Below are 23,847 nucleotides of genomic sequence, written 5' to 3'. Positions count from 1 at the left end.
GCGGGGGCATGGGACGCGGCATGGGCATGAACAGGCCCGCCTTCGGCGACTTCGATTTGGATGGGAGCGGCACCCTGACCGAACAGGAATTCTATGAGGCGCGGGCCAAACGCATCGCCGAGCGCTCACAACAGGGATATGCGATGCGGGGTCTGGCGAACGCCCCCGTCTTCGGCGCGATCGATCTGGATGGCAACGGCCTGGTCGACCCGAGAGAATTCACCGCGGCGCAGACCCAGCACCAGCAACAAGGCTTCCAGACCCAACCACCGGCGGGACAAACCGCCGCGCCTCGGCCCTAGGTCCTCATGTCCAAGCGCGAAACGGTCTCGAATGCCGGCGCGGCCGAGACCGCGCGTCTCCTGCGCCTGGCCACCCATGCGTCGGTCGCCACGGCCAGCCTCTTGATCCTGGTCAAGCTGGTGGCCTGGCTGCTGACGGGGTCGGTCAGCGTACTCGCCTCGCTGGTCGACTCGGCGATGGACGCGGGCGCCTCGCTGGTGAATCTGTTCGCGGTGCGCTGGTCGCTGCTGCCCCCGGACGAACATCACCGCTTCGGCCATGGCAAGGCTCAGGCGCTGGCCGCTCTGGCTCAGGCGACCTTTATCGCTGGCTCGGCGTTGTTCCTGGGAGTCCAGGCCGTCGACCGGATGATCCACCCTCGGCCGGTCGTCGAGATTGGTGTTGGGTTCGGTGTCATCGGCTTTGCGATCCTCGTTACCCTAGGACTGCTGGCGATCCAGCATCATGTGATCCGCCGCACCGGCTCGGCGGCGATTCGGGCCGATGCGCTCCACTACGCCACCGACCTGGCGACCAACACCGCCACTCTCGCGGCGCTTGGGCTAACCGCCATGGGTTGGCCTGGCTCCGATCCGCTATTCGGACTGGGCATCGGTCTCTATATCCTCTACGGCGCCTCGCGCATCGGGATCGAGGCCGTGCAACTGCTGATGGACCAGGAACTGCCCGAGGACCAGCGCCAACGGATCGCGACGCTCGCGCTCGCGGGACCCATGGTGCGCGGCATGCATGGACTGCGTACTCGCCAGTCCGGGCAATCACCGATCATCCAGCTCCATCTGGAGCTCGATGACGAACTGCCGCTGAAGACCGCCCACGGCCTCGCGCTGGAGGCCGAGGCGCGGATCAGGAAGCAGTATCCGGATTCGGACATCCTCATCCACCTGGATCCGGCGAGCCTCGGGAAGGAGGTGGCGGAGCCCTGAGGGCCACCACGAACCCTGGCCGTCCCCGAGACAGGCCGGGGCCATCCATGACCGCGCGCGCCGATCCTCGGCCAACCACTCGCACACCCTCGTCCGCATTCAGCGGCCGTTCATCTTCCCCGTCGTAACCTAGGCTCGTGAAACCGGATCCGGGCGCGTCTGAATTCCGGTGGTTCCGGAAACCGGGCGACGCGCCAGACCGGGACAAGAACTCCTTGGATTCTCGATGGGTAGGGTGATGGTCATGAAACAGACAATAGTCGCGCTAACAACGCTCGCGGTACTTTCGGCCGGTCTGACAACGACCGACGCACGCGCCGATGACTCGGGTGCCGCGGCCGCCGGCTTCCTCGGCGGTCTCTTCACTGGACTGGTGCTCGGCGGGCCGCCACCGCGTCATGGACCGCCGCCACGTCACGGACCGCCGTCGTATGTGGTGATCGAGCGGCATCCCGGTCCGCCGCGCCACGGCCACCACTACCGCCCGCGCTACAGGGACCACTACGACCGGCGTTGGCGTGACGACGATCGGCGCCCGCCACGCTATTGGCGTGACTGAACGGAGGGACGAGCACCTCCCTGCGCCTCCCGGCCAGGAGCCGCGGAGTCGAGCCCCGGCCGGGTTGAATCGTTTCACGACCTCTCAACCCGTCGCGCTCGCCTCGGGGCTTGGTCCCCCAAAGACCGGAGCCTGATCTTGGTCCGAGACGGCGGCGTTCGGGGCGGCGAAGCGCACGCGCGAAGGACCGTCACGCTTGGCTTGATACATGGCCGCGTCCGCGCTGTGCAGCAGTTCATCGACGGTCAGGCCATGGTCCGGATAAACCGCTAGGCCAATGCTGACGGTGAGCGAGAGCGACACGCCCATGATCTCATAGGGTCGATCGATCACGGTCGCGAGTGTTCGCGCCAGATGTTCGAGGTGGTCCGGGCTGGGCAGCTCCGGCACCAGAATCACGAATTCGTCGCCGCCCTGCCGGCACACCGTGTCCGAGGCGCGGATATGCCCGCGCAGACGCTTGGCCACTTCCCGCAGCACCTTGTCGCCGGCCTGATGGCCGTGGCGATCGTTGATCGGCTTGAAGCCATTCAGATCCAGAAAGAGTATCCCCAACTGCCGCTGATTGCGCTGGGCCAGAACCAGGGCTTGCCCCACCCGTTCGACGAAGAGGGCTCGATTGGGCAGCCCGGTCAGGTAATCGTGATGGGCCAGATATTGGATCTTCGCCTCGGCCTTCTTGCGCTGCGTGGTGTCGGCGATCACGCCTACCAGCCCCAATGGATGGCCGTCGGCGTCCTGGATCAAACGCCCGCCCAACTGGCCCCAGAATTCACTCTCATCGGCGCGCCAGTAGCGTCGCTCCAGCTTGACCTCCGTCGTCTGGCGGGCCAGCAGTTCCCGCATGCGCTGGCGGCCGATCTCGCGCTCGGCGGGATGGATGTGGTCCACATAGTCGCTGCCGATCAACGTCCCCAAGGGGCAGCGGAACATCTCGGCCATGCGCGCGTTCGCCTGGAGGATGCGCCCCTCCAGGTCGGTCAGGAAAATGGCCACATCGGAGGTGTCGAAGATGAGTTGAAGCCGCTGTTGGGCCTCCAGCAAGGCGCGGTGCGTCCGGGCCTGCTCATGCAGCGCCTCGGTGACGCGCCGGTGGGTGCGGATCAGGATCCAGGCCAGCAGCGCCAAACTGACACTCAGGCCACCGCCGGCCCCGAGGAGGATCCAGTCCGCGTCGGTCAGCCGCTGGGCTTGACGGTCGAAGGCCGGCAGGCTGTAGAGGCGCAGCGTCCAGGGATGACCGCCCTGTGTCAGTAGACCGGTTTGCTGAAAGCTCTGCGCGCGGGGTTCGGTGCCTGGCGCCGAGGTGAACATCCGGGTGGCGGGGGTGACCAGGCGGCCGTCGTGGATCTCGATCGCCAGGCGCTCGGTCAGTTCTGGAAAGTTGCGTTGCAGAAAGCTCTGCATCAGATCCGTCATGCGCAGCGGCGAGTAGGCCCATCCGAGGAGATTGGCGCGGCGTTGCGCCAGCGTCTCATTGGGCTGGCCGGCGCGATAGACGGGGGAATAGATCAGGAAACCCGCCTGGACATCCCGCGCGGTCTCCTGGCGCAGTTGGACCCGGCCCGAGAGCGCCGCCCGGTCCTCCTCCCAGGCGCGCGTCATGGCCTCGCGCCGCACGGGCTCGGAGAACATGTCATAGCCGAAGGCGCGCCGGTTGCGCCAGTCGAAGGGTTCGAGGTAGACGATGGCGGTATAGATCGCGCGTTCGCCGGCTGGGGAGACCGCGAAGTCTGAAAAGCCCTCGGCCTGGATCGCCGCCACCTGAGCCGCGAGGTCCGCCGGATCGATCCGGCGCGCGAAGCCGACGCCGCGAATGCCCGGATAGTGCTCGGCGAGTCGCAGGGACGTGACATAGGCGCGAAACTGGTCGCGGGTGACCTGGCCGTTGGCGGCGAAGAGCCCGGCCACGCCTCGCAGGATCTGCTCATTGGCCTGAAGGCGGGTCTCAAGGCCGGCGTGGACCTTGGCCACCTGCATGCGGAAGTCCGCGCGCAGCATTTCACGCTGTTGGTGGCGCCCGTTCACCCACAGCAACGCCGTGATGGCCAGCCCGAACCCGAGAATGATCCAGGGCAACCGCGAGAACCAGGGTGTCAGCGAACCGCGCCGTGAACGGGAGGCGGCCGTCGGGCGGCCAGGCGGCGAAGCGGTCTGATCGGAATTGGTCATCGCCTGATTCGGCACGGGAGCGTGCATGCGTTCAACCTGTTGGAGGTCGGTCGAGGAGACGTGGATCTTGTCCGCGACTCACGGGCCTGATCAGGATACGTATGGATTCTAGTTCTGAATCGATGGCGGATACAGCGGGCGCTTGGTCGAATGGGTCGCCAACCGCTGCGAGTGCTTAGCGGCGCCTCCCGGCTAGGATCCGCGGGGCGGCCTAGAGCCGCGCGGAACCGGAATCGCCCGGCGTGGGATCGACGGGGACTCCAGGCTCAGCACCCGATGCTCGCCAGGCCGCAGCCTCTCCAGCCGCCAATCGCCGATCGCGACCCGGACCAGCCGCAGGGTCGGCAGACCGACCTCGGCGGTCATGCGGCGCACCTGGCGGTTGCGGCCCTCGTGGATCGCGATCTCGATCCAGGCGGTCGGGATGCTCTGGCGAAAACGGATCGGTGGATCGCGCGGCCAGAGATCCGGTTCGGGCAAGGCCCGGACCCGCGCCGGTAGGGTTGGTCCGTCCTTCAGGAGCACACCCTGACTCAGGCGGGCAAGCTGGGACGCCTGCGGCTCGCCCTCGACCTGCACCCAGTAGGTCTTCCAGGCCTTGTGCCTGGGATGGCTGATGCGATGCTGGAGCTGGCCGTCGTCGGTCAGGAGCAGCAGACCCTCGCTGTCCTTGTCCAGGCGCCCGGCCGGATAGACGTCGGGCCAGGGGATGAAGTCACGCAGCGTCTCGCCCGAACCGGCCGGGGCGCCGCTGAACTGGCTCAGAACGCCATGGGGTTTGTTGAAGAGAATGAGACGGGGCATTCTTGAGAAGGGGCGGAGGGCTTCAGTCCGCGATGACCTGCTCCAGACGGGTGGCGGCCAGGACGCGGGTCGACCAGAGGAGCAGGGTATCGGCGTCCGCGTCCTCGATAGCCGACAGGGCCGAGGCGGGTAGATCGCCGAATTTGAGCCGCAAGAGCGCCAGCAGAACCTTCGCCTCGCCCTTGCGCAGGCCCTGGCTCTCGCCCTGCTGGATGCCCTGTTGGATGCCCTGTTGGATATATCGCTCGGAAAAGCTGCCCATGATCTCGGCCTCCTGGGGATAGTCGCGCTCGTATCGGACGCGTTCATTCTCGTCCAGATCCGCGTAGATGTCGATGAAGTCGATGTATTTCAATTGTTTTTCCGGATCCACCTCAAGCGTCACCAAGCCGCGCACGGCCTGGGCGTAGACGTCGACACGGTGCTCCTGGGCGTGCCGCATGTTGGGGAGGTTGAGCCGGGCGACGATGTTGTCGCTGTCGCGAAACCCTTCGTAGGCGATTCGGGCCAACTCGCAGGCGAGAAAACGGAAGTTCAGATAGGTGTAGTGCTCGCTCCCCTGGATCAGTTCGCGCCGGGGCGCCTCTCCGCGCAGAAAGATGACGACCGGCACGACGCGGTCGGTTCCCAACAGTTCGCCCAGATCCAGGCAATAATGCGCCAGACGGTGGATGGAGAAGCGCCGTGGGTCGCTCTCCTCCTCAAGCACGAACAGCAGGGCCTCGCGACGACCGTCCGGCCATTGCGCCAGCAGCGGAACATCGAGCTCGCGGAAGCGATCGCCGAGCCGTTCCTTGAGCTGCTCCTGGCGGACGGGAAGGATCTCGGCGCCGATCAGATGATCGGCGGCCTCCTCCGCCGCGAAGAAGGCCAGGGCTTGACGAGGATAATCCAGAATCAGGTTCTTGAAGTTCTGATCATGGCTCATGGGGCACTGTCGTCCATTCCATCGACGGGATGGCCAACCCGCCCCGCTCCACGCATGGCCTGGAACTCCGCCACGAAGGCCTCAAGCCGTCCAGCCGCGATCGCCTCGCGCAGTCCGCGCATGAGTATCTGGTAGTACCTGAGGTTGTGGATGGTCCCGAGACGCGCGCCCAGGATCTCCTTGCACTTGTCCAGATGGTGCAGGTAGGCACGGCTGTAATGGCGACAGGTATAGCAATCGCATAGCGGATCCACGGGGCCTTCATGGGTCCGATTAGCGGCGTTGCGAATCTTGACGATGCCCTGGTGGGTGAAGAGATAGCCGTTGCGGGCGTTGCGGGTCGGCATGACGCAGTCGAACATGTCGATGCCACGCAGGACGGCGGCGACGATGTCCTCGGGCGTGCCGACGCCCATCAGATAGCGCGGACGCTCGCTCGGGAGTTTGTCGGCGAGGAAATCCAGCACCCGCAGCCGATCCGCCTCCGGCTCGCCGACCGAGAGGCCGCCGATCGCGTAGCCGTCGAAGCCGATCCGGGTCAGACCTTCCAGCGATTCGGCGCGCGGGCGCTCATGCATCCCGCCCTGGACGATGCCGAACAGGGCCGATGGATTGTCGCCGTGGGCCTCGCGCGAGCGCGCGGCCCAGCGCAGCGACAGCTCCATGGAGGCGCGCGCCTGGTCCTCGTCCGCCGGATAGGGGGTGCATTCGTCGAAGATCATAACGATGTCCGAACCCAGTTCGCGCTGAACCCGCATCGAGACCTCGGGGTTGAGAAACACCGGGCTACCGTCGACCGGCGACTGGAAATGCACACCCTCCTCCGTGATCTTGCGCAGATCGCCCAGGCTGAAGACCTGGAAGCCGCCGGAATCCGTGAGGATGGGCTTTTCCCAGTGCATGAAGTCGTGCAGATCGCCGAGTCGGCGGATGATCTCGGTGCCGGGGCGCAGCATCAGATGGAAGGTGTTGCCGAGCACGATTTCCGCGCCGACCTCCAGCAACTCCTCCGGCGTCATCGCCTTGACCGTGCCGTAGGTGCCGACCGGCATGAAGGACGGCGTCTCGACCGCGCCGCGCGCGAAATTCAGGCGACCACGGCGCGCGAGGCCGTCCCGTTCAAGCAGTTCAAAATCCATGGGTGTTTCCAGTCTAGGCGCGATCCAGCCAGTCGGCGAATTCGCGCAGGTTGGCGACGGCCAGGACCGGCGGCGGCAGCGCGTCCGGCCAGTCGCGGGCATGGCGATTCACCCAGACGGCGGCGATGCCGAGGGCGCGCGCGGCCTCGACGTCCAGCCAGGGATCATCGCCCAGATGCAGGGTTTTGGCGGGCCGACAGCCCGTGAGTTCCAAGGCACGAATGAAGACGGCCGGATCCGGCTTGGCGGCGCCGGCCTCGGCGGCGGTGATGCTGTGCCGGAACAGCCCGCGCAGCGCCGTGACCTCGACGTTCGAGTTACCGTTGGTGACCGAGACCAGTTGATAGCGCTCCGACAGGGCGCGCAGGACCGGCAGGACATCGGCATAGGGCTCGACACGATTGCGATGATCGAGGAAGCACTCCATGGCCGCGTCGGCGAGTTGGACCGAATAGCCGAAGTCATCCAGCAGGGCGCTCAAGGAGCGGTGCCGAACCAGTCCCAGATCATGCGCGATCCGCGGCTCCTCCTCCATGAGCTGGCGACGCCGCCGGCGCAGGCTGGCGACATCGTGCGCCTCCGCCAGGCGTGGCGCGTGAATGCGCAGCCAGCGATGGAGCGCCTCTTCCGCCGCCTGGATGACCGGCGCGCAGGGCCAGAGGGTATCGTCCAGATCGAAGGTTAGGAGACGGATTGGCGGTTGGGGCATTGTCTAGGGGGACAGTTGTCAGTTGTCAGTTGTCAGTTGTCAGTTGTCAGTTGTCAGTTGTCAGTTGTCAGTTGTCGGAAATTGTGGGGGATTGGTGAAGGCACAGCACCAGAAAAATCCTGTTAATCCTGCAAAATCTTGTTAATCCTGTCTATTTCCCGACGGAACGCGCTGGACTCGGAGCGTGCGGACAAGGATCTCCTGGCATCCGACGGGGAGTCCCCGGCTTGGTCAGGCGGGATCCCGCGCGAGTGTCGATGGACGCCCCGAGGCATCCGTCGGACGTCGCCAGAGGAGGTAGGCGGCGAGGGCGAAACAGCCGGTGCCCAGACTGGTCAATGACTGCTCGAACCAGTGCATGGCGAGCGTGTCCGGCAGGCTCATGGCGATCGGCTGGAGCGCGAGGATCATCGCCAGGTTGACCATGAAGAGCATCGCGATCGAGCGGCGGCGAAGGTGGAAGGCGAGACCGATCAACTGGATGCTGGTCACCAGATTGCCGAGGCTGACCAGTACCAGGAGCGGGAGGAACCAGCCGCGCGGGATGTCGAGCAACCAGTGGCGGATCGCGGCGACCGCGAACGCCAGGGTCACCATCAGCAGGGCCAGCCGCCATCCGGCGAGCGGTCGGCGACCGCGAATCCGGCGGGCGCTGCCCCAGATGGCGACGGCGAGCAGGGCGAAGCCAGGGGCCATGAGCGGAAACAGGGCGGTGGCCAACCAGCCGATGTCGACGCCGGTCGCGGCGACGAGCAGCTTCCAGGTCGCCTTGGAAAGACCGCCGGCCACGATGAGCAGGCCGCCGAGCCAGGCCAGACGATGGAGTGGCGCCTCGATCGCCTGGACGAGGCGGGCCAGATACCAGAGGGCCACGCCCATGAGCAGGACGGGAAGGAAGTCGAAGAGCGCGAGCGAGACCGGGAAATCGAGCATCGGGATGGCGTTCGGGGCTCGCTGTTCAGAGCTCGACCAGGTCCGCGATGGACTTATAGAAAAATTCCAGCCAATCCTCGCCGTTGGCGAAATCCATCATCGAGGGCCGCTGACCGTGGGTGTCCCTGGTGCAACTGAACACGGCGGAGCCATCGGTCTTGAGCGCGACCTCGAACCGCAGCGAGCCATGCGGTACGGCCAACGCCAGGCCGTAGGGAGCGCCTTCCGGCCCGATCATCTGGATCAGCAGTCCAGCCACGCGATCGTCGCGACGGTCGTAGTCATGGGGCCAGATCTGTCTGAGGACGGAGATTCGCACGAACTCCCGCTCGACATCCTTGAACGCACGAATCAGCGGCTCGGCCAACTCGGAACAGGAAGCAATGATCTCCTGCTTCCGGCTGATATTGTCCTCCGCGACCAGGACACTCTCCTGCGCCAGCTCCCGCAGTTTCTGAAGCGTTTGATTCATAGTTCCTATACCGTAACCCGGACTGACCGCTTACTTTTGCCCGTTCATCTTCAATAGCCTAGCTTACCGCGCTGGAGTCCGCGTTGATTCAGGTCGCACCTTTCAGCGGATCGCCCTGGAATCGAGCTCGAACATCGGCTTGCTCTCGGGTCCGATGTCGTGCAGGGAGGGGTTCAGGTATCGAACATCCAGGGTGGGTTTGACCTTCAGCGACAGCAGGGATGGGTCGAGATATTTTTTCAACAGCCGCCGGGCCTGCCCCCTGTTCTTGACGCCCCGCAGGGAATGGACCTGCGACAGCGCCGACTGGGTGGGGGCCTTTCCACCATTGCGGCGGTAGTTTTGAATGACCGCCTCGGTGTAGTTCAGGGTCTCCAGATAGGTGACCTGGCTATTGGTGCGATCGACCACGCCCTCGCCCGCGTTGTAGGCCATGATCACACGGCCATAGTCGTTGCCGTATTTGCGCAGGAGCCGCTTGAGGTGCCGGGTGCCGGCGTTCAGATTCGTTTCCGGATCGAACAGGGCCTGCACCGAGGTCACACCATAGTCGGCGGCCGTCGGAGGCATGAGCTGCATGAGTCCGACGGCGCCGGCATGGGAGACGGCATGCGCATTGTAGTTCGACTCGGCCGCCACTACGGCACGCACCAGGGATTCCTCGACCCCATGGCGGGCCGCCACGGCCGGGATCATGGCCTGCACCTGGGCGCGACTGGGCCGGGGACGGCCTGGCGCCGCCGGCAACGCCGGACGCGACCGGGCGGGCGCGACCGCCTTGGCCCCGGCGCTGGGCGCGACATCGGGGGCGGGGGCCGCGGGCTCGCCCCGGGTGGTCAGCGGAATCAGGGCCAACAGCAGGCACAGCCGAAACAGGGGTCGCATGGTCATCCGTTCGGGAATCCGGGGGTGGTCCAGGCTGAATTCGGTGACGGGTCTTTCGATCAAAGCGGGTTCGGGGGCGAAGCTCCAGCCAGGAAAGACGGCGCAATCCAAGGCGCATCAGACGATAGTCTCAAATACAATGCAAGTGATGAATGCCGAAAAACGTCGCCAAATCTTCTCCCGACTGCGAGCCGCCAATCCGTCCCCAACGACGGAACTGGTCTACCACACGCCCTTCGAACTGCTGGTGGCGGTGATGCTCTCGGCGCAGGCCACCGACAAGAGCGTCAACCAGGCCACGGCGAAACTCTTCCCCGTCGCCAACACACCGCAAGGGATCCTGAATCTCGGCGAGGAAGGACTCAAGAGCCATATCCGTACCATCGGCCTGTTCAACGGCAAGGCCAGTAACATCATCAAGACCTGCGCCATCCTGCTCGCCGAGCACGCGGGCGAGGTGCCTCGCGATCGGTCATCGCTGGAGGCCCTGCCGGGGGTTGGCCGCAAGACGGCGAACGTGGTGCTGAACACCGCCTTCGGAGAACCGACCATCGCGGTCGACACCCACATCTTCCGCGTCGCCAATCGCACCCGCCTCGCGCGTGGAACGACGCCCCTGGCGGTCGAGCTGAAGCTCGCGCGCCTGGTGCCGGGTGAATTCCTGCTGGACGCCCATCACTGGCTGATCCTGCACGGACGCTATGTCTGCGTCGCGCGCAAGCCGCGCTGCCCGGCCTGCGCCATCGCCGACCTCTGCGAATCCCCCGACAAGACCACCGACCCCTCACCTTGAGTCCGCGCGCCTCCGGGCACCAGGCACGGCTCACCAGCCAGGAGACCAGCAACGTCATGTTTTCCGCCGATCGACAGACGCACCGCCGCATCTTTCTCGAAGCCTGGCGGAAGGCCACCAACCAGGAGCCACTGGAACCACTGGAGGCCCGGATCGTCGAGATCATGCGCCAGCATCCGGAGTACCAAGCCTTCATCGAGGGTGGAGAGGCCGCCCTGGAGCGGGATTTCCTTCCCGACCGGGGGCAGGCGAATCCCTTCCTGCATTTGGGACTGCATCTGGCCATCCTTGAGCAATTGAGCATCGATCAGCCGCGCGGCATTCGCCAGCTCTATCAGGATCTGATCGGGCGGATCGGCGACCCCCATCGGCTGGAGCACGCCATCATGGACTGCCTGATGGAAGCACTCTGGCGTGTTCAACAGCACCAGGAGGCGTTCGACGAACGCGCCTATCTCGATTGCGTCAAGCGTCTTGGCGAACGCTGAACGGCCGAGCCCACTTTCGCGAACCGCCTGTTACACTCACAGGAGTAGGGAACCGACCGGTCAACGACAATTCGGGGCGATGTCTGGATCCCTGTCGATCCGTGACGACGCCTCCGTTCGGGCCACGCCCCGACCTGCTCATGGCCGGGCTCAACGCAAGAGGAAGGTGAACCCATGCCGACTTGGATCCTGGTCGCGGACAACAGCCGCGCACGTATCTTCGCCGTGGAAAAGACGGCCGGCTCCATGACCGAAATCAGCACCCTGACCTTTCCCGAAGGCCGGCTCCACGAAGGCGACCTGACCACCGACAAGGCTGGTCGCGGCCAGGCCCCAGGCGCCGGCGCCCATGGCGTCAACGGCGAGGAAGGACACAAACAGGAGAATTCAGAGCGCTTCGCCAGCCTGATCTGCGAAGACCTGGAAGCGGCCCGCAACCAGGGCCGCTTCGGCAAACTCTACATCGTCGCCTCGCCAGCCATGCTCGGGTTATTGCGCAAGCATCAGTCCGCGCCGCTACGCCAACTGGTCACCGGGGAACTGGACAAGAATCTGACGACCCAGACACCGGAAATCATCCGTAAACACCTGCCGGATTTCCTCTGATCGCCGCCCCGGAACCGGGGCACACCAACCCATCGAGTCCCCCGCCCGCGCCGGCCAAGAGACCGGGACGCGCGGCGGGATGCGTGCCGAAAATTCATGCTACGCTAGCCAACCATTGAAATCGCAACGAGAGCCTGGATCGATGGCCACCCGTGAATTCGACAGTATCGTGATCGGAACCGGGCCTGGCGGCGAAGGGGCCGCCATGAAGCTCGCCAAGGCCGGTCAAAAGGTCGCGGTGATCGAGGCCCACGACGCCGTCGGCGGTGGCTGCACCCATTGGGGCACCATCCCCAGCAAGGCGCTGCGCCACTCCATCCAGATGCTCGCGGACTATCGCCGCAATCCGCTGTTTCAGCACACCCAGCATCAGATCGAGGTCGAGTTCCCGGATCTGCTACGCGCGGCCGATGGCGTGATCAACGACCAGGTACGCACCCGCTATCGCTACTATCAACGCAACCGGGTCGAGGTGATCTTCGGTCGCGCCCGCTTCGTGGCCTCCGATCGGATCGAGGTTCAGCGCCCGGGCGGCACGATCGCCAGGCTGCGCGCGACCAACATCGTGATCGCGACCGGCTCCAGTCCCTATCACCCGCCGGAAGTCGACTTCACCCACCCCCGCGTGCGCGACAGCGACTCGGTACTCGCCCTGAAGCACACCCCGCGTTCCATCACCATTTATGGCGCCGGCGTCATCGGCTGCGAGTACGCCTCCATCCTGGCCGCGCTCAATGTGAAGGTGAATCTGGTCAACACCCGCGACCGGCTCCTGTCCTATCTGGACGACGAGATCACGGACGCCCTGAGCTACCACCTGCGCCAGCAAGGCGTCGTGATCCGCAACAACGAGACCCATGATCGGGTCGTGACGGCGGACGACGGCGTCGTGCTGCACTGCCGATCGGGCAAGCAATTCAAGACCGACATCCTGCTCTGGGCCAACGGCCGGACCGGCAACACCCATGACCTGGGACTCGAAGACATCGGCCTCGCCCCCAACGCGCGCGGTCAGATCGATGTGAACGCCAGCTATCAGACCGCCCTCCCCCACATCTATGCCGTGGGCGACGTGGTGGGCGCGCCGGCGCTCGCCAGCGCCAGCTATGATCAGGGCCGCTTCGTCGGCGCCCATATCGCCGACGGCGCCTGCGACTGGTCGCTGATCGAGGAATTCCCGACCGGCATCTACACGGTTCCCGAGATCAGTTCCATCGGCCGCACCGAGCGCGAACTTACCGCCAGCCAGATCCCCTATGAAGTGGCCCAGGCCGACTTCAAGAGCATCGCCCGCGCCCAGATCACCGGCCACACGGTCGGCATGCTGAAGCTGCTGTTTCATCGCGAAACCCTGGAGATCCTCGGGATCCACTGCTTCGGCGAGCAGGCGGCCGAGATCGTACATATCGGGCAGGCGATCATGGCGCAGCCTGGCGAGGCCAACAGCCTGCGCTATTTCACCGAGACCACCTTCAACTACCCGACCATGGCGGAAGCCTACCGGGTCGCCGCGCTCAACGGACTCAACCGTCTGTTCTGATCCGCCACGCCCCACCGAGGGACTCCACGGCCTCCCCCGACCGATCCGGATCACGCGCCAGGCTTGGCGCCTGAACAGCGAACCTGGTCAGACCAGGGCCGCGAACCCCAGCCACGCGGCGAATCGATCCGGGCCAACCCCTTCTATTCGGACCTGTTGCTATTTCAGAATTTTCTTATATACTGATCCCCTAATTGGCGCCGAGAATCATGCGATAAGAAGGCAAGGAACCCACGCGACCGAGCCAATCGACCTTCGGGTCCGTGCGTCGCGGAGAATTCGGAAAACCGAAACGACACTGGAAGTCGCCTGGCTGCTTGCTCGTTTCCGACAATCCTTTCAAATAACATCACTAAGGTGTGTCCCATGCCAAAGCTCATCCAAGCCGCTTCCGCCATTGCCCTCGCCGCCGCCACCAGTGCGGCCCTCGCCTGGAATGCCGCGCCCTATCAGCCGCCCGTCCCGAACCAGGACCAGCATCAGGCGATGGTCGAGCAGCAACAAGCCATGATGGAGCAACACGACAAGGCGATGCGTGAAGAGATGGCCGAGCGCCAGAAGTTCGCCGATCAACAGATGGCCCAGATGCGTGAAATGCAGACGCGCCAGCCCGCCCCCTTCGCGGATCATCCGTTCGCCGCGGCGCCAGCCTTCCCCGAAATGCCGGCGGTACCGGAATTCGGTCAGTACCCCAACCCGCCCGAGAGGCCCAGCCTGCCCGAGTTTGGCCAGTACCCGGCCATGCCCGAAATGCCGGCCATGCCCAGCTTCGAGCGCCCCGCGATGCCGGAGTCCATGCAGGCCCGCATGAAGGAGATGGACGACCACCGCGCGCAGGCCCGCCAGCAATCCGAGGAGCGCCGCGCCGCCATGAAGCAGCGGAGCGAGCAGCGTCGTGCGATGAATGCCCAGCGTCATCCAGGATATCCGCTGGCCCCCGGCATGACGAGCATGCCGGCTCCTCAGCAGCAAGCCGCGGCCCCGGTCGAGAAGGCGGCCGTCACCCAATAACCCTAACCGACGGACGGGCGCGGGATCGACCCCGCCCGTCCTCGCAGGCAACGCGAACGTCCCCGTCGCCTCGGCGCCGGGGACGTTCGCGTTTGTGGCGGACGACGAATCCCATTCCCCATCATAGACAGGATTAACAGGATTTAAAGCTCTGTTTTTAATCAAGTTAATCTTGAAGAATCCGGTTAATCCTGTCCCGTTCCGGAGCTTTGGGTCGGGTACGGACTTCTCCGGAAATCACCTTGGTGTATTGTGCCCTCTAAACAACGGAGGCCGACGCGCCTGGCGACCAACCCCGCGATCCAGGTAGCATCCGGCGGTAGGCCGCCGATCCCGCGGATTCGGAGACAAAGATGCCGAGCAACACCCTCGGACTGCGCGCCAAGTCCGCCCTGGCCCTGGCGCTGGCCTGCCTGGTGGCCCTGGTGCCGGCCGGCCTCCTGGGCTGGAAGCTGCTGGAAACCGTCCGATACTCTTTCGGCGAGGCCTTCGCCGAGAATTACACCCGTCTGAACCGCGAGCGGATCCGCGCGCCCATCTCACGCGATCTGGCCCTCTCGATGCGTCTGGCCGGCTCGGAGTTCACGCGCCAATGGCTGCTGGACGAGGAGAATCCGGACAAGTGGGCGCTCTTCTTCCGGGAGGCGGAGGGCTATCGCCAGGATTTCAGGGATACCTCCTATTTCATGGCCAGCGCGCTCAGCGGCCATTACTATTTCAACGGCGCCGACCGGGATCCCGGCGACCAGCCCCGCTACACCCTGGATCCCGAGGCCCCCAAGGATGCCTGGTTCTTCAACACGCTCAAGCAGGCGGCCCCCTACAACATCAACGTGAATCCGGATGTGAAGCTGGGCACCACGCGGGTCTGGCTCAATGTCCTGGTCATGGCGGATGGTCGTCGCATCGGGCTGGCCGGCACGGGGCTCGATCTGAGCGACTTCCTGAAACGCTTCATCCAGACCCGCCCGGCCGGCGTCACACCCATGATCCTGGATCGCAACGGCGCCATCCAGGCCCATCCGGACCCCGACCTCATCAGTTTTGGGTCCACCACCCTCGGTGGGATCGCCGCGCATACACTGGCGGAACAACTGCCGGACAACCGGCAGCACGAGCGTCTGGCGCAAGCCATGGAGACGGCCAGCGGCGCGCCGGACAGCGTCCCCCGGCTCACGGCGAACCTGGATGGCCGGGAGCAACTCCTGGCCCTGGCCTACATCCCCGAGCTTCGGTGGTACCTGGTCACCGCCGTGGATCTGAGCGTCGCCTCGCTGATCCGGCCCGCCTGGCTGTGGGGCGGGCTGCTGGCCGTGGCGCTGGTGCTGCTCGTCATGCTGATGGGGTTCGCCCTGGCGGTCGAGCGGATCCTGCTGCGTCCGCTGCGCGATCTGCGACAATCGGCCACGGCCATGTCCGAGGGACGCTACGACCTACGGCTGCCCAGTCACGGCCGGGACGAGATCGGCGATCTGACCCGCGCCTTCGAGCGCATGGCCGAGCAGGTGAAAAGCCATACGGGTCAATTGGAGGCACGGGTCGAGGAACGCACAGCCAAGCTCCAGCGGGCCAATCGGGAGATGGCCCAGGCCCAGCGCCAGATCCAGGATTCGATCGACTACGCCAGTCTGATCCAGCGGGCTATCCTGCCGGATCAGCGCATGGCCGAGCGGCTCGGTCTCGACTATTTCGTGCTCTGGCGGCCCAGGGACGTGGTGGGCGGCGACTTCTACCTCTTTCGACAGGATGGCGAAGGCTGTCTGCTCGGCGTGGTGGACTGCGCCGGTCATGGTGTTCCCGGCGCGCTCATGACCATGCTGGCCCATGCCGCCCTGGACCAGGCCATCAACAGCCTGGGCATCGAAGCCCCCGCCGCCCTGCTATCGCGGGCGGACACCATCCTGCGCGAGCGCCTTCAGGGAACCGAGGCCGCCCAAGCCATCGCCACCCACATGGACGCGGGGCTGGTCTTCGTGGACCAACGGCGGGGCCTTCTGCGCTATGCGGGCGCCCGGATCAGCCTCTACCATAGCGACGGCCGCGACGTGAACGCGATCAAGGGCGGACGCCGTGCCCTGGGCGACCGGCGCCTGGGACGCTACGAAGACAGTGAGCGGCCCCTGGACAGTTCCAGCACCTACTATCTGGTGACCGACGGCTATCTGGACCAATCCGGCGGCGAGCTGGGTTTCGGGCTGGGCCAGAGCCGCTTCCAGGATCTGATCCGGACGCAGGCCCAGCGCCCCATGGCCGAACAGTCCGCCGCGCTGGAGCGGGCGCTGGATGATTACCGGGGAGACCACGACCAGCGCGACGACATCACCGTTCTCGCGTTTCGCCTTGACCGGACCGAGTCCGCCAACACCGACTGAAACCTGCGCCACGGGGTAAGCCTTGCCATGTCCGAGATCGACCTGTTTGGCCTGCGTCGCCAGTTCAACGAGGATCGGATCCTCCTCTGCTTCAACGGCCCCATCTCCCGTAGCCTGATCGAGGAGATCGGCAACGCCCTGAGAAACTATCTGCAAGCGGACGACGCCCTGCCTGGAGCGGCCATGGACGTCTTCGGGATCTATATCGAATTGACCCAGAACATTCGACACTACGTCGCCCGCATGGGCTATAACGAACGCGACGGCTCCGCCACCGTGGTGGTGGCCCGCGACACCCAGGGGCGTTATGTCATCATGGCCGGCAATCTGGTGGAACGCGACGACGGCGAACGCCTGCGACAACGGGTGGTGGAACTGGCCGCCATGGACAAGGCCGAACTCAAGGCCGCCTACAAGGCGCAACTGCGCCAACCCCGCGACGCGGACGCGCTCAGCGGGGCCGGGCTGGGTCTGGTGGACGTCGCCCGCAAGTCGGTGGAACCCCTGCGCGCGCGGATCTCCCCGACCGACGGGGAGGAGCGGGTCTTCTTCAGCCTGAGCGCCGTCATCTGAACCGAACCCTCACAACAAGATTCGCGAATCATGCCCTCAACCATCCCAGATCTCGCCATCCCCGCTACCCAGTCCACCCCCGCCATCGCCACCGATTGGGAAGCGGGCCGGCTGAGCCTGGAGGGCAATTCCTACCCGGAGAATTCCTTCGAGTTCTTCGGTCGGATCTTCGCCTGGATCCAGGGTTATCTGGCGCAGAGCGATGGGCCACTGCGCCTGGAGTTGAAGCTGATCTACATGAACACCAGCAGCGTCAAGGCCATGATGGATGTCTTCGACCTGCTGGAAGAGGCCCATGCCGGGTCCAGGGCCGTGGAGGTCAATTGGTACTACGATCCGCGCAACGAACGGGTCATGGAGATGGCCGAGGAGTTTCGCGAGGATTACGGTTTCCCGTTCAACATACTCCCCATCGCGAATGACTAAACGCACTGGATCGATCAACGACGGCCAAGCGCTCCTGGAAAGGATCGAATCCCTGCTTGAGGATACCGGTCACGCCGACAATCCACTGCGGCCCGTCCTGACCGAGGTGCTGGAGCACATCCACACCCAGAACCAGCGCATGGAACGCCTGCTTAAAATCTCCGACGGCTATCAGCTCCTGGAGCGCAACCAGACCCTCAGCCTGGCCGAACGCTGCGACAAGCAGATCAAGCGCATGGAAAAGCTGGCCCGGATCTCGGACCAGTACCAGCGCAACCTCCTGGAAGTCGCCGAAAGCCTGCGGCAGGCGGCCAATCAGGACGCCCTGACCGGGCTCGCCAACCGCCGCCATCTCATGGAACGACTCAAGGACGAGAGCCAGCGGGCGACGCGCAAGGGCAGCCAACTGGCCGTCGCCATGATGGACGTGGATTATTTCAAGCAGATCAACGACCGCTTCGGCCACGAAGTGGGAGACCAGGCCCTGCGCGAAATCGCCGATGCCGTCCGCCAGGGTGTGCGTCGCTACGACATCCACGGCCGCTGGGGCGGCGAGGAATTCCTGCTCATGCTCCCGGAGACCGACCAGCCGGAGGCCGTCGCCGTCCTGGAGCGTATCCGCGAACGGATCGGCGCCATCCATGTGGGCGAACAGGCACCCGTGCGGCTCTCCGCCAGCTTCGGCGTCACCCTGCTGCGTCACGGCGAAGACACGGACGACACCCTCAAGCGCGCCGACGACGCCCTGTTCGAGGCCAAGCGCAACGGCCGCGACCGCGTCGAGGTCGCCTGCTGAGTCCGCGACTGGAGACGCAAGGCACCACCTTCCATCGCATCCAGGACGCCTCCCTCCGCCCCGAACCCTTCCGCCAGCGCGCCTCAGATCGTACTGATGCCGACCTCGTAAACCCCGCCGATCACCACGTACTCGTCCTCGCCCTTGAGCATTCCGGGCAGCAGCCGGTTGTAGAAAAAGACCTTGGGCCAGGGGACGCTGGTTTCCAGGATGTAATCCCCGAACTCGTCCGCGCGCTCGCGGTTGCTGGTGAAACTGTTGAGGTTGTTGAGCAGGACCCGGTAGCGCGCGCCTTCGAGGGTCTCCAGAACCTCATGCTCGTCCATGCGATTGATGCCGCGATAGAGCCTGATGTGGCTCTGCGTCGGATGCTCGCGCGCCAGCTCGTACTGACAATAGGTGTAGAGCAGGTCGAGCTGCGCCTCCAGCGCGTTGGTGGCGTAGAGCCCCCGCGTACCCTGGGCGAGATACCAATGGTAGCTGTCGCTATCGCGATCGAGCAGGGAACCGGCGTGATGTCGGGCCAGCAGGCCGAAGCGACTCTCCGCCCAGCGTTTCAGCACCGCGCCCTCGCGTCCGTCCGAGTCGAACGACCAGCCCCGCACCATGCGTAGATAGTTGGCGTTGATCCGCGACTTGCGCTTGCGACCGGGCGTCAGTCCAGCCTCCTCAAGCTCTTCCAGCAGAAAGCGCACCGTCATGTAGTCCATGAAGCGTTGCGCCCGCTCGACTGGCTCCGCGAGTGTTTCGAGGGTTCGGAACAGACTGGCATGAAAGTCCCGGATGCCGTCGATCTCGAGGACGACCGGATGCTGCTGGAAGGTGAGGCTGCCGAGGATCACGGCCGGAAGGTTACAACGGTTGATCGACTGGCGGGCGCTCGCGGGCAGGCTTGGGGACGCCCGTGGGCGATCCTGTGAGTTTTGTCTGTCGTTCTCCATACAGCCCCTGCGGCTTTGTCGGGGATGCGACCACATCAAACGCCCTTGCAAGCTTGACGCAATCCCTTTCCGTACAATGCATTAAGACCAATATTCTAATTTGGCACGGGGGTTGCTCAATGGCTGACAAGTGAAGATTCGTTCAACGCTTGCAACAGCGAGCCCACAGGAGACCTACCCATGGCAATGCGTCAATGCGCCATCTACGGCAAAGGCGGTATCGGCAAGTCCACCACCACCCAGAACCTCGTGGCCGGTTTGGCCGAGCTGGGCAAGAAGGTCATGATCGTTGGCTGTGATCCGAAGGCCGACTCGACTCGCTTGATCCTGCATGCCAAGGCACAGAATACCATCATGGAGATGGCTGCCGAAGCGGGTTCCGTGGAAGACCTCGAACTCGAAGACGTGTTGAAGGTCGGTTACGGCAACATCAAGTGCGTCGAGTCCGGCGGCCCGGAGCCGGGTGTCGGCTGCGCCGGTCGCGGCGTTATCACCGCCATCAACTTCCTGGAAGAAGAAGGCGCCTACGAGGCCGATCTGGACTTCGTTTTCTATGACGTGCTCGGCGACGTGGTGTGCGGCGGGTTCGCCATGCCGATCCGCGAGAACAAGGCGCAGGAGATCTACATCGTCTGCTCCGGCGAGATGATGGCCATGTACGCGGCCAACAACATCTCCAAGGGCATCGTGAAGTACGCCAGCTCCGGCAGCGTGCGTCTCGCCGGTCTGATCTGCAACAGCCGCAACACCGCCCGCGAGGACGAGCTGATCATGGAGCTGGCCCGTCAGTTGGGCACCCAGATGATCCACTTCGTGCCGCGCGACAACGTGGTGCAGCGCGCCGAGATCCGCCGCATGACGGTCATCGAGTATGACCCCAAGGCCAAGCAGGCCGATGAGTACCGCACCCTGGCCAAGAAGATCGTCGACAACAAGAACTTCGTCATCCCGACGCCGATCACCATGGAAGCGCTCGAAGACCTGCTGATGGAATTCGGCCTCATGGACGAAGAAGACGAGAGCGTTATCGGCAAGACGGCGGCGGAAGAAGCGGTCGCCTAAGCGCGCAAAGAAGTGGGCAGTGAACAGTTAGCAGTGGACAGCCAAGACATCGCTGACCACTGACGACTGATCACTGACAACTGAATACTGACGTTCATGCCGGATGTCCGCGGATTGGCGGCACGGTAGGAGACAAGACATGACAGCATTGACTCGCGAAGAGACCCAGGCCCTCATCCAGGAGGTCCTTGAGGTCTACCCGGATAAGGCCAAGAAGGATCGCGCCAAGCATTTGGCCGTCAACGATCAGTCGATCGAGCAGTCCAAGAAGTGCATCACCTCCAACCGCAAGTCACTGCCCGGCGTCATGACCGTGCGCGGCTGCGCCTACGCCGGCTCCAAGGGCGTGGTTTGGGGTCCGATCAAGGATATGGTTCACATCTCCCACGGCCCGGTCGGCTGCGGTCAGTATTCGCGCGCCGGCCGCCGCAACTACTACGTCGGTCACACCGGCGTGAACACCTTCGGCACCATGAACTTCACCTCGGACTTCCAGGAGAAGGACATCGTGTTCGGCGGCGACAAGAAGCTGGCCAAGCTGATCGACGAGATCGAGCAGCTCTTCCCGCTGGTCAAGGGCATCAGCGTCCAGTCCGAGTGTCCGATCGGTCTGATCGGCGACGACATTGAGGCGGTCTCCAAGAAAAAGGCCAAGGAGCTGGAGAAGCCGATCGTGCCGGTGCGCTGCGAGGGTTTCCGTGGTGTGTCCCAGTCGCTGGGTCACCACATCGCCAACGATGCCATCCGTGACTGGGTCATCGGCAACCGCGATGGTGACGAGTCCTTCGCGACCACCCCCTATGACGTGGCGGTGATCGGCGACTACAACATCGGCGGCGACGCCTGGGCCTCGCGCATCCTGCTGGAAGAGATGGGTCTGCGCGTGGTGGCACAGTGGTCCGGCGACGGCACCCTGTCCGAGATGGAGCTGACCCCCAAGGTCAAGCTCAACCTCATCCACTGCTATCGCTCCATGAACTACATCAGCCGCTTCATGGAAGAGAAGTACGGGGTGCCATGGATGGAGTACAACTTCTTCGGCCCGACCAAGATCGCCGAGTCGTTGCGCAAGATCGCCGCCTTCTTCGACGAGACCATCCAGGCCAACGCCGAGAAGGTCATCGCCAAGTACGAGGCCGAGTATCAGGCGATCGTCGCCAAGTACCGTCCGCGTCTGGAAGGCAAGCGGGTCATGCTGTATGTCGGCGGTCTGCGTCCGCGTCACGTCATCGGCGCCTATGAAGACCTCGGCATGGAAGTGGTCGGCACCGGTTACGAGTTCGCGCACAACGACGACTACGACCGCACCATCAAGGAAATGGGCAACGCGACCCTGCTCTACGATGACGTCACCGGCTATGAATTCGAGGAATTCGTCAAGAAGGTCAAGCCCGACCTGATCGGCTCCGGCATCAAGGAAAAGTACATCTTCCAGAAGATGGGCGTGCCCTTCCGCCAGATGCACTCCTGGGATTACTCCGGTCCTTATCACGGCTACGACGGCTTCGCCATCTTCGCCCGCGACATGGACATGACTATCAACAATCCCTGCTGGAAGAGCATGCAGGCGCCCTGGCAGAAGCCCGCCGAGGGCGAGGCCGAGAAGATCGCCGCCAGCGCCTGATTTGTCCGCCGCCAGCTTCTAGCCGACAGCCGCCAGCACCTCGTGCTGACGGCCGGAGGCTGGCGGCTGGAAGCCCAGACTTCCCTTTTCATGTCTGCGTCCGCCAATTCGCGGCGCGGCAGGAGCACACGCATGAGCCAGACCGTCGACAAGATCAAACCCTGCTACCCGCTGTTCCGTGACGAGGACTACAAGGAAAACCTCGGCGCCAAGCGGGCGCTGGTGGAAGAAACCCCCTCGATCGACAAGATCGAAGAGGTCTTCAAGTGGACCACGACCCAGGAATACCAGGAGCTGAACTTCAAGCGCGAGGCCCTGACCATCAACCCGGCCAAGGCTTGCCAGCCGCTCGGCGCCGTGCTCTGCGCACTGGGCTTCGAGAAGACCCTACCCTATGTGCATGGTTCGCAGGGCTGCGTCGCCTACTTCCGTTCCTACTTCAACCGTCACTTCAAGGAGCCGATCGCCTGCGTGTCCGACTCCATGACCGAGGACGCGGCGGTCTTCGGCGGCCAGAAGAACATGTTCGACGGTCTGGAGAACGCCCGCGCGCTCTACAAGCCGGACATGATCGCGGTCAGCACCACCTGCATGGCCGAGGTCATCGGTGACGACCTCAACGCCTTCATCGGCAACTCCAGGAAGGAAGGCTATATCCCGGAGAATTTCCCGGTCCCCTTCGCCCACACCCCGAGCTTCGTCGGCAGCCACACCACCGGCTGGGACAACATGTTCGAGGGCATTCAGCGTCATCTGACGCTGAACTATATGGACGGCAAGAAGGTCGGCTCCAACGGCAAGATCAACATCGTGCCGGGCTTCGAGACCTATCTGGGTAACTACCGCGTCCTGCATCGCATGATGAAGGAGATGGGCGTCGGCTACAGCCTGCTGTGCGATCCGACCGAGGTGCTGGATACCCCGGCCGACGGCGAGTTCCGCATGTACGCGGGTGGCACCACGCTCGACGAGATGCGCGACGCCCCCAATGCCATCGACACCCTCTGTCTCCAGCACTGGCAGTTGCCCAAGACCAAGAAATTCGCCGAGATCACCTGGAACCACAAGACCCCGACCATCAACATCCCGATGGGTCTGGAGTGGACCGACGAGTTCCTGATGAAGGTCGCCGAGCTTTCCGGCAAGGAAATCCCGGAGTCGCTGGCGAAGGAGCGCGGCCGTCTGGTCGATATGATGACCGACAGCCACACCTGGCTGCACGGCAAGAAGTTCGCGCTCTACGGTGACGCCGACTACCTCCTGGGCATGGTCAAGTTCCTGCTGGAGCTGGGCGCCGAGCCGACCCACATCCTCTGCAACCACGCCAACAAGCGCTGGAAGAAGGAAGTGGAAAAGGTGCTGGCCTCCTCGCCCTTCGGCGCCAGCGGTCAGGTCCACATCGGCTGCGACCTCTGGCATCTGCGCTCGCTGTGCTTCACCGACAAGCCGGACTTCCTGATCGGCAACAGCTACGGCAAGTTCATCCAGCGCGACACCCTGCACAAGGGTAAGGAGTTCGAGGTGCCGTTGATCCGCATCGGCTTCCCGATCTTCGACCGTCATCACCTGCATCGCATGACCACCCTGGGCTACGAGGGTGCCATGTACATCCTCACCACCCTGGTGAACGCGGTGCTGGAGCGTCTGGACGAAGAGACCCGCGAGATGGGCGTGACCGACTACAACTACGACCTGGTTCGCTAGGCTTGGATCGCGGCGCCCCGGCGCCGCGTCCACTTCGCCGAATAACCCGTCTCTTTGTATTGATAGGCCCTCGGCCAGCCC

Annotated in this window: 24 protein-coding genes; 15 read left to right on the top strand and 9 right to left on the bottom strand. The window is 64.3% G+C overall.

The window, feature by feature from the left end:
* The 3 genes from CKO27_RS08665 to CKO27_RS08655 form a co-directional block, all read left to right on the top strand.
* The coding region (locus tag CKO27_RS08665; protein ID WP_200374480.1) for an EF-hand domain-containing protein at nucleotides 1-302 on the top strand (302 nt) is incomplete at its 5' end.
* Nucleotides 303-308: 6 nt separating this feature from the next.
* Nucleotides 309-1,229, top strand: a complete 921-nt coding sequence (locus CKO27_RS08660) for a cation diffusion facilitator family transporter (protein ID WP_200374479.1) — start codon at nucleotides 309-311, stop codon at nucleotides 1,227-1,229.
* A 244-nt stretch (nucleotides 1,230-1,473) separates the two neighbouring features.
* Nucleotides 1,474-1,788 carry a hypothetical protein gene (locus CKO27_RS08655; RefSeq protein ID WP_200374478.1) on the top strand — a complete coding sequence of 105 codons (315 nt, stop codon included), beginning with the start codon at nucleotides 1,474-1,476 and terminating at the stop codon, nucleotides 1,786-1,788.
* 84 nt (nucleotides 1,789-1,872) lie between these two features.
* Here the strand turns inward: CKO27_RS08655 and CKO27_RS08650 are convergent, their stop codons facing one another.
* The 8 genes from CKO27_RS08650 to CKO27_RS08615 all read right to left on the bottom strand — a co-directional run bounded on the left by CKO27_RS08650 (nucleotide 1,873) and on the right by CKO27_RS08615 (nucleotide 9,836).
* Complete coding sequence (locus CKO27_RS08650) at nucleotides 1,873-3,960, bottom strand: CHASE domain-containing protein (protein WP_200374477.1); 2,088 nt, start codon at nucleotides 3,958-3,960, stop codon at nucleotides 1,873-1,875.
* A 192-nt stretch (nucleotides 3,961-4,152) separates the two neighbouring features.
* The gene (locus CKO27_RS08645) at nucleotides 4,153-4,764 is read right to left on the bottom strand and encodes a pseudouridine synthase (protein WP_200374476.1); all 612 of its coding nucleotides are present in this window, start codon (nucleotides 4,762-4,764) and stop codon (nucleotides 4,153-4,155) included.
* A gap of 22 nt (nucleotides 4,765-4,786) precedes the next feature.
* Entirely contained in the window at nucleotides 4,787-5,692 is a 906-nt protein-coding gene (locus CKO27_RS08640) for a hypothetical protein (RefSeq protein WP_200374475.1), read from the bottom strand.
* Nucleotides 5,689-6,831 carry a tRNA guanosine(34) transglycosylase Tgt gene (tgt, locus tag CKO27_RS08635; RefSeq protein ID WP_200374474.1) on the bottom strand — a complete coding sequence of 381 codons (1,143 nt, stop codon included), beginning with the start codon at nucleotides 6,829-6,831 and terminating at the stop codon, nucleotides 5,689-5,691. The genes CKO27_RS08640 and tgt overlap by 4 nt, the downstream gene beginning before the upstream one ends.
* Nucleotides 6,832-6,844: 13 nt before the next feature.
* A complete protein-coding gene (locus CKO27_RS08630) occupies nucleotides 6,845-7,540 on the bottom strand; it encodes an HAD family hydrolase (RefSeq protein ID WP_200374473.1) in 696 nt (231 codons plus the stop codon).
* A 231-nt stretch (nucleotides 7,541-7,771) separates the two neighbouring features.
* On the bottom strand, nucleotides 7,772-8,473 hold the full coding sequence (locus CKO27_RS08625) for a hypothetical protein (RefSeq protein WP_200374472.1): 702 nt from the start codon (nucleotides 8,471-8,473) through the stop codon (nucleotides 7,772-7,774).
* A gap of 25 nt (nucleotides 8,474-8,498) precedes the next feature.
* Nucleotides 8,499-8,945 carry a hypothetical protein gene (locus tag CKO27_RS08620; protein WP_200374471.1) on the bottom strand — a complete coding sequence of 149 codons (447 nt, stop codon included), beginning with the start codon at nucleotides 8,943-8,945 and terminating at the stop codon, nucleotides 8,499-8,501.
* Nucleotides 8,946-9,047: 102 nt separating this feature from the next.
* Nucleotides 9,048-9,836: a lytic transglycosylase domain-containing protein gene (locus CKO27_RS08615; protein WP_200374470.1), complete on the bottom strand. Its 789-nt coding sequence runs from the start codon at nucleotides 9,834-9,836 to the stop codon at nucleotides 9,048-9,050.
* Between the two features lie 142 nt (nucleotides 9,837-9,978).
* Between CKO27_RS08615 and nth the strand changes: the two genes are divergently transcribed.
* The 9 genes from nth (at nucleotide 9,979) to siaD (ending at nucleotide 18,435) form a co-directional block, all read left to right on the top strand.
* Nucleotides 9,979-10,623 carry an endonuclease III gene (nth, locus tag CKO27_RS08610; protein WP_200374486.1) on the top strand — a complete coding sequence of 215 codons (645 nt, stop codon included), beginning with the start codon at nucleotides 9,979-9,981 and terminating at the stop codon, nucleotides 10,621-10,623.
* Nucleotides 10,620-11,111, top strand: coding sequence for a DUF1841 family protein (locus tag CKO27_RS08605; RefSeq protein ID WP_338115943.1), 492 nt, complete (start codon nucleotides 10,620-10,622; stop codon nucleotides 11,109-11,111). Before nth ends, CKO27_RS08605 begins: the two co-directional genes overlap by 4 nt.
* 174 nt (nucleotides 11,112-11,285) lie before the next feature.
* The gene (locus CKO27_RS08600; RefSeq protein ID WP_200374469.1) at nucleotides 11,286-11,717 is read left to right on the top strand and encodes a host attachment protein; all 432 of its coding nucleotides are present in this window, start codon (nucleotides 11,286-11,288) and stop codon (nucleotides 11,715-11,717) included.
* Nucleotides 11,718-11,859: 142 nt separating this feature from the next.
* Nucleotides 11,860-13,257 carry a Si-specific NAD(P)(+) transhydrogenase gene (gene sthA, locus CKO27_RS08595; RefSeq protein WP_200374468.1) on the top strand — a complete coding sequence of 466 codons (1,398 nt, stop codon included), beginning with the start codon at nucleotides 11,860-11,862 and terminating at the stop codon, nucleotides 13,255-13,257.
* A 366-nt stretch (nucleotides 13,258-13,623) separates the two neighbouring features.
* Nucleotides 13,624-14,268, top strand: coding sequence for a hypothetical protein (locus tag CKO27_RS08590; protein WP_200374467.1), 645 nt, complete (start codon nucleotides 13,624-13,626; stop codon nucleotides 14,266-14,268).
* 353 nt (nucleotides 14,269-14,621) lie between these two features.
* On the top strand, nucleotides 14,622-16,640 hold the full coding sequence (gene siaA, locus CKO27_RS08585; RefSeq protein ID WP_200374466.1) for a biofilm regulation protein phosphatase SiaA: 2,019 nt from the start codon (nucleotides 14,622-14,624) through the stop codon (nucleotides 16,638-16,640).
* Nucleotides 16,641-16,667: 27 nt separating this feature from the next.
* Nucleotides 16,668-17,213, top strand: coding sequence for a biofilm regulation protein kinase SiaB (siaB, locus tag CKO27_RS08580; protein WP_200374465.1), 546 nt, complete (start codon nucleotides 16,668-16,670; stop codon nucleotides 17,211-17,213).
* Between the two features lie 30 nt (nucleotides 17,214-17,243).
* Nucleotides 17,244-17,639, top strand: coding sequence for a biofilm regulation phosphoprotein SiaC (gene siaC, locus CKO27_RS08575; protein ID WP_207280684.1), 396 nt, complete (start codon nucleotides 17,244-17,246; stop codon nucleotides 17,637-17,639).
* Nucleotides 17,632-18,435 (top strand): biofilm regulation diguanylate cyclase SiaD, encoded by an 804-nt coding sequence (gene siaD, locus CKO27_RS08570; RefSeq protein ID WP_207280683.1) that lies wholly within the window; start codon nucleotides 17,632-17,634, stop codon nucleotides 18,433-18,435. Before siaC ends, siaD begins: the two co-directional genes overlap by 8 nt.
* 83 nt (nucleotides 18,436-18,518) lie before the next feature.
* Here siaD and CKO27_RS08565 read toward each other — a convergent pair whose 3' ends face one another.
* The gene (locus CKO27_RS08565) at nucleotides 18,519-19,376 is read right to left on the bottom strand and encodes an NAD(+)--dinitrogen-reductase ADP-D-ribosyltransferase (RefSeq protein WP_200374464.1); all 858 of its coding nucleotides are present in this window, start codon (nucleotides 19,374-19,376) and stop codon (nucleotides 18,519-18,521) included.
* 180 nt (nucleotides 19,377-19,556) lie between these two features.
* Here CKO27_RS08565 and nifH point away from each other — a divergent pair, with 180 nt between their 5' ends.
* The 3 genes from nifH to nifK all read left to right on the top strand — a co-directional run bounded on the left by nifH (nucleotide 19,557) and on the right by nifK (nucleotide 23,766).
* The gene (nifH, locus tag CKO27_RS08560; RefSeq protein ID WP_200374463.1) at nucleotides 19,557-20,438 is read left to right on the top strand and encodes a nitrogenase iron protein; all 882 of its coding nucleotides are present in this window, start codon (nucleotides 19,557-19,559) and stop codon (nucleotides 20,436-20,438) included.
* Between the two features lie 139 nt (nucleotides 20,439-20,577).
* Complete coding sequence (nifD, locus tag CKO27_RS08555) at nucleotides 20,578-22,062, top strand: nitrogenase molybdenum-iron protein alpha chain (protein ID WP_200374462.1); 1,485 nt, start codon at nucleotides 20,578-20,580, stop codon at nucleotides 22,060-22,062.
* 132 nt (nucleotides 22,063-22,194) lie between these two features.
* Entirely contained in the window at nucleotides 22,195-23,766 is a 1,572-nt protein-coding gene (gene nifK / locus CKO27_RS08550; RefSeq protein WP_200374461.1) for a nitrogenase molybdenum-iron protein subunit beta, read from the top strand.
* The last annotated feature ends 81 nt before the right edge of the window (nucleotides 23,767-23,847 follow it).

The sequence above is a fragment of the Thiocystis violacea genome (assembly GCF_016583575.1).
In the GTDB taxonomy this organism is placed as follows: domain Bacteria; phylum Pseudomonadota; class Gammaproteobacteria; order Chromatiales; family Chromatiaceae; genus Thiocystis; species Thiocystis violacea.
The sequence above is the reverse complement of the archived record's forward strand: the minus strand, read 5'-3'. Positions and strand labels throughout refer to the sequence as shown.

Bases quoted from the DNA above. Each gene is read 5' to 3' on its own strand.
- CKO27_RS08640 (WP_200374475.1), bottom strand. From the start codon at position 5,692: ATGAGCCATGATCAGAACTTCAAGAACCTGATTCTGGATTATCCTCGT.
- siaC (WP_207280684.1), top strand. From the start codon at position 17,244: ATGCCCTCAACCATCCCAGATCTCGCCATCCCCGCTACCCAGTCCACC.
- CKO27_RS08565 (WP_200374464.1), bottom strand. From the start codon at position 19,376: ATGGAGAACGACAGACAAAACTCACAGGATCGCCCACGGGCGTCCCCA.
- siaD (WP_207280683.1), top strand. From the start codon at position 17,632: ATGACTAAACGCACTGGATCGATCAACGACGGCCAAGCGCTCCTGGAA.
- CKO27_RS08600 (WP_200374469.1), top strand. From the start codon at position 11,286: ATGCCGACTTGGATCCTGGTCGCGGACAACAGCCGCGCACGTATCTTC.
- CKO27_RS08645 (WP_200374476.1), bottom strand. From the start codon at position 4,764: ATGCCCCGTCTCATTCTCTTCAACAAACCCCATGGCGTTCTGAGCCAG.
- nifD (WP_200374462.1), top strand. From the start codon at position 20,578: ATGACAGCATTGACTCGCGAAGAGACCCAGGCCCTCATCCAGGAGGTC.
- CKO27_RS08660 (WP_200374479.1), top strand. From the start codon at position 309: ATGTCCAAGCGCGAAACGGTCTCGAATGCCGGCGCGGCCGAGACCGCG.
- sthA (WP_200374468.1), top strand. From the start codon at position 11,860: ATGGCCACCCGTGAATTCGACAGTATCGTGATCGGAACCGGGCCTGGC.
- CKO27_RS08650 (WP_200374477.1), bottom strand. From the start codon at position 3,960: ATGACCAATTCCGATCAGACCGCTTCGCCGCCTGGCCGCCCGACGGCC.
- nifK (WP_200374461.1), top strand. From the start codon at position 22,195: ATGAGCCAGACCGTCGACAAGATCAAACCCTGCTACCCGCTGTTCCGT.
- CKO27_RS08630 (WP_200374473.1), bottom strand. From the start codon at position 7,540: ATGCCCCAACCGCCAATCCGTCTCCTAACCTTCGATCTGGACGATACC.
- tgt (WP_200374474.1), bottom strand. From the start codon at position 6,831: ATGGATTTTGAACTGCTTGAACGGGACGGCCTCGCGCGCCGTGGTCGC.
- CKO27_RS08655 (WP_200374478.1), top strand. From the start codon at position 1,474: ATGAAACAGACAATAGTCGCGCTAACAACGCTCGCGGTACTTTCGGCC.
- siaA (WP_200374466.1), top strand. From the start codon at position 14,622: ATGCCGAGCAACACCCTCGGACTGCGCGCCAAGTCCGCCCTGGCCCTG.
- siaB (WP_200374465.1), top strand. From the start codon at position 16,668: ATGTCCGAGATCGACCTGTTTGGCCTGCGTCGCCAGTTCAACGAGGAT.
- CKO27_RS08615 (WP_200374470.1), bottom strand. From the start codon at position 9,836: ATGACCATGCGACCCCTGTTTCGGCTGTGCCTGCTGTTGGCCCTGATT.
- CKO27_RS08620 (WP_200374471.1), bottom strand. From the start codon at position 8,945: ATGAATCAAACGCTTCAGAAACTGCGGGAGCTGGCGCAGGAGAGTGTC.
- CKO27_RS08625 (WP_200374472.1), bottom strand. From the start codon at position 8,473: ATGCTCGATTTCCCGGTCTCGCTCGCGCTCTTCGACTTCCTTCCCGTC.
- nth (WP_200374486.1), top strand. From the start codon at position 9,979: ATGAATGCCGAAAAACGTCGCCAAATCTTCTCCCGACTGCGAGCCGCC.
- nifH (WP_200374463.1), top strand. From the start codon at position 19,557: ATGGCAATGCGTCAATGCGCCATCTACGGCAAAGGCGGTATCGGCAAG.
- CKO27_RS08590 (WP_200374467.1), top strand. From the start codon at position 13,624: ATGCCAAAGCTCATCCAAGCCGCTTCCGCCATTGCCCTCGCCGCCGCC.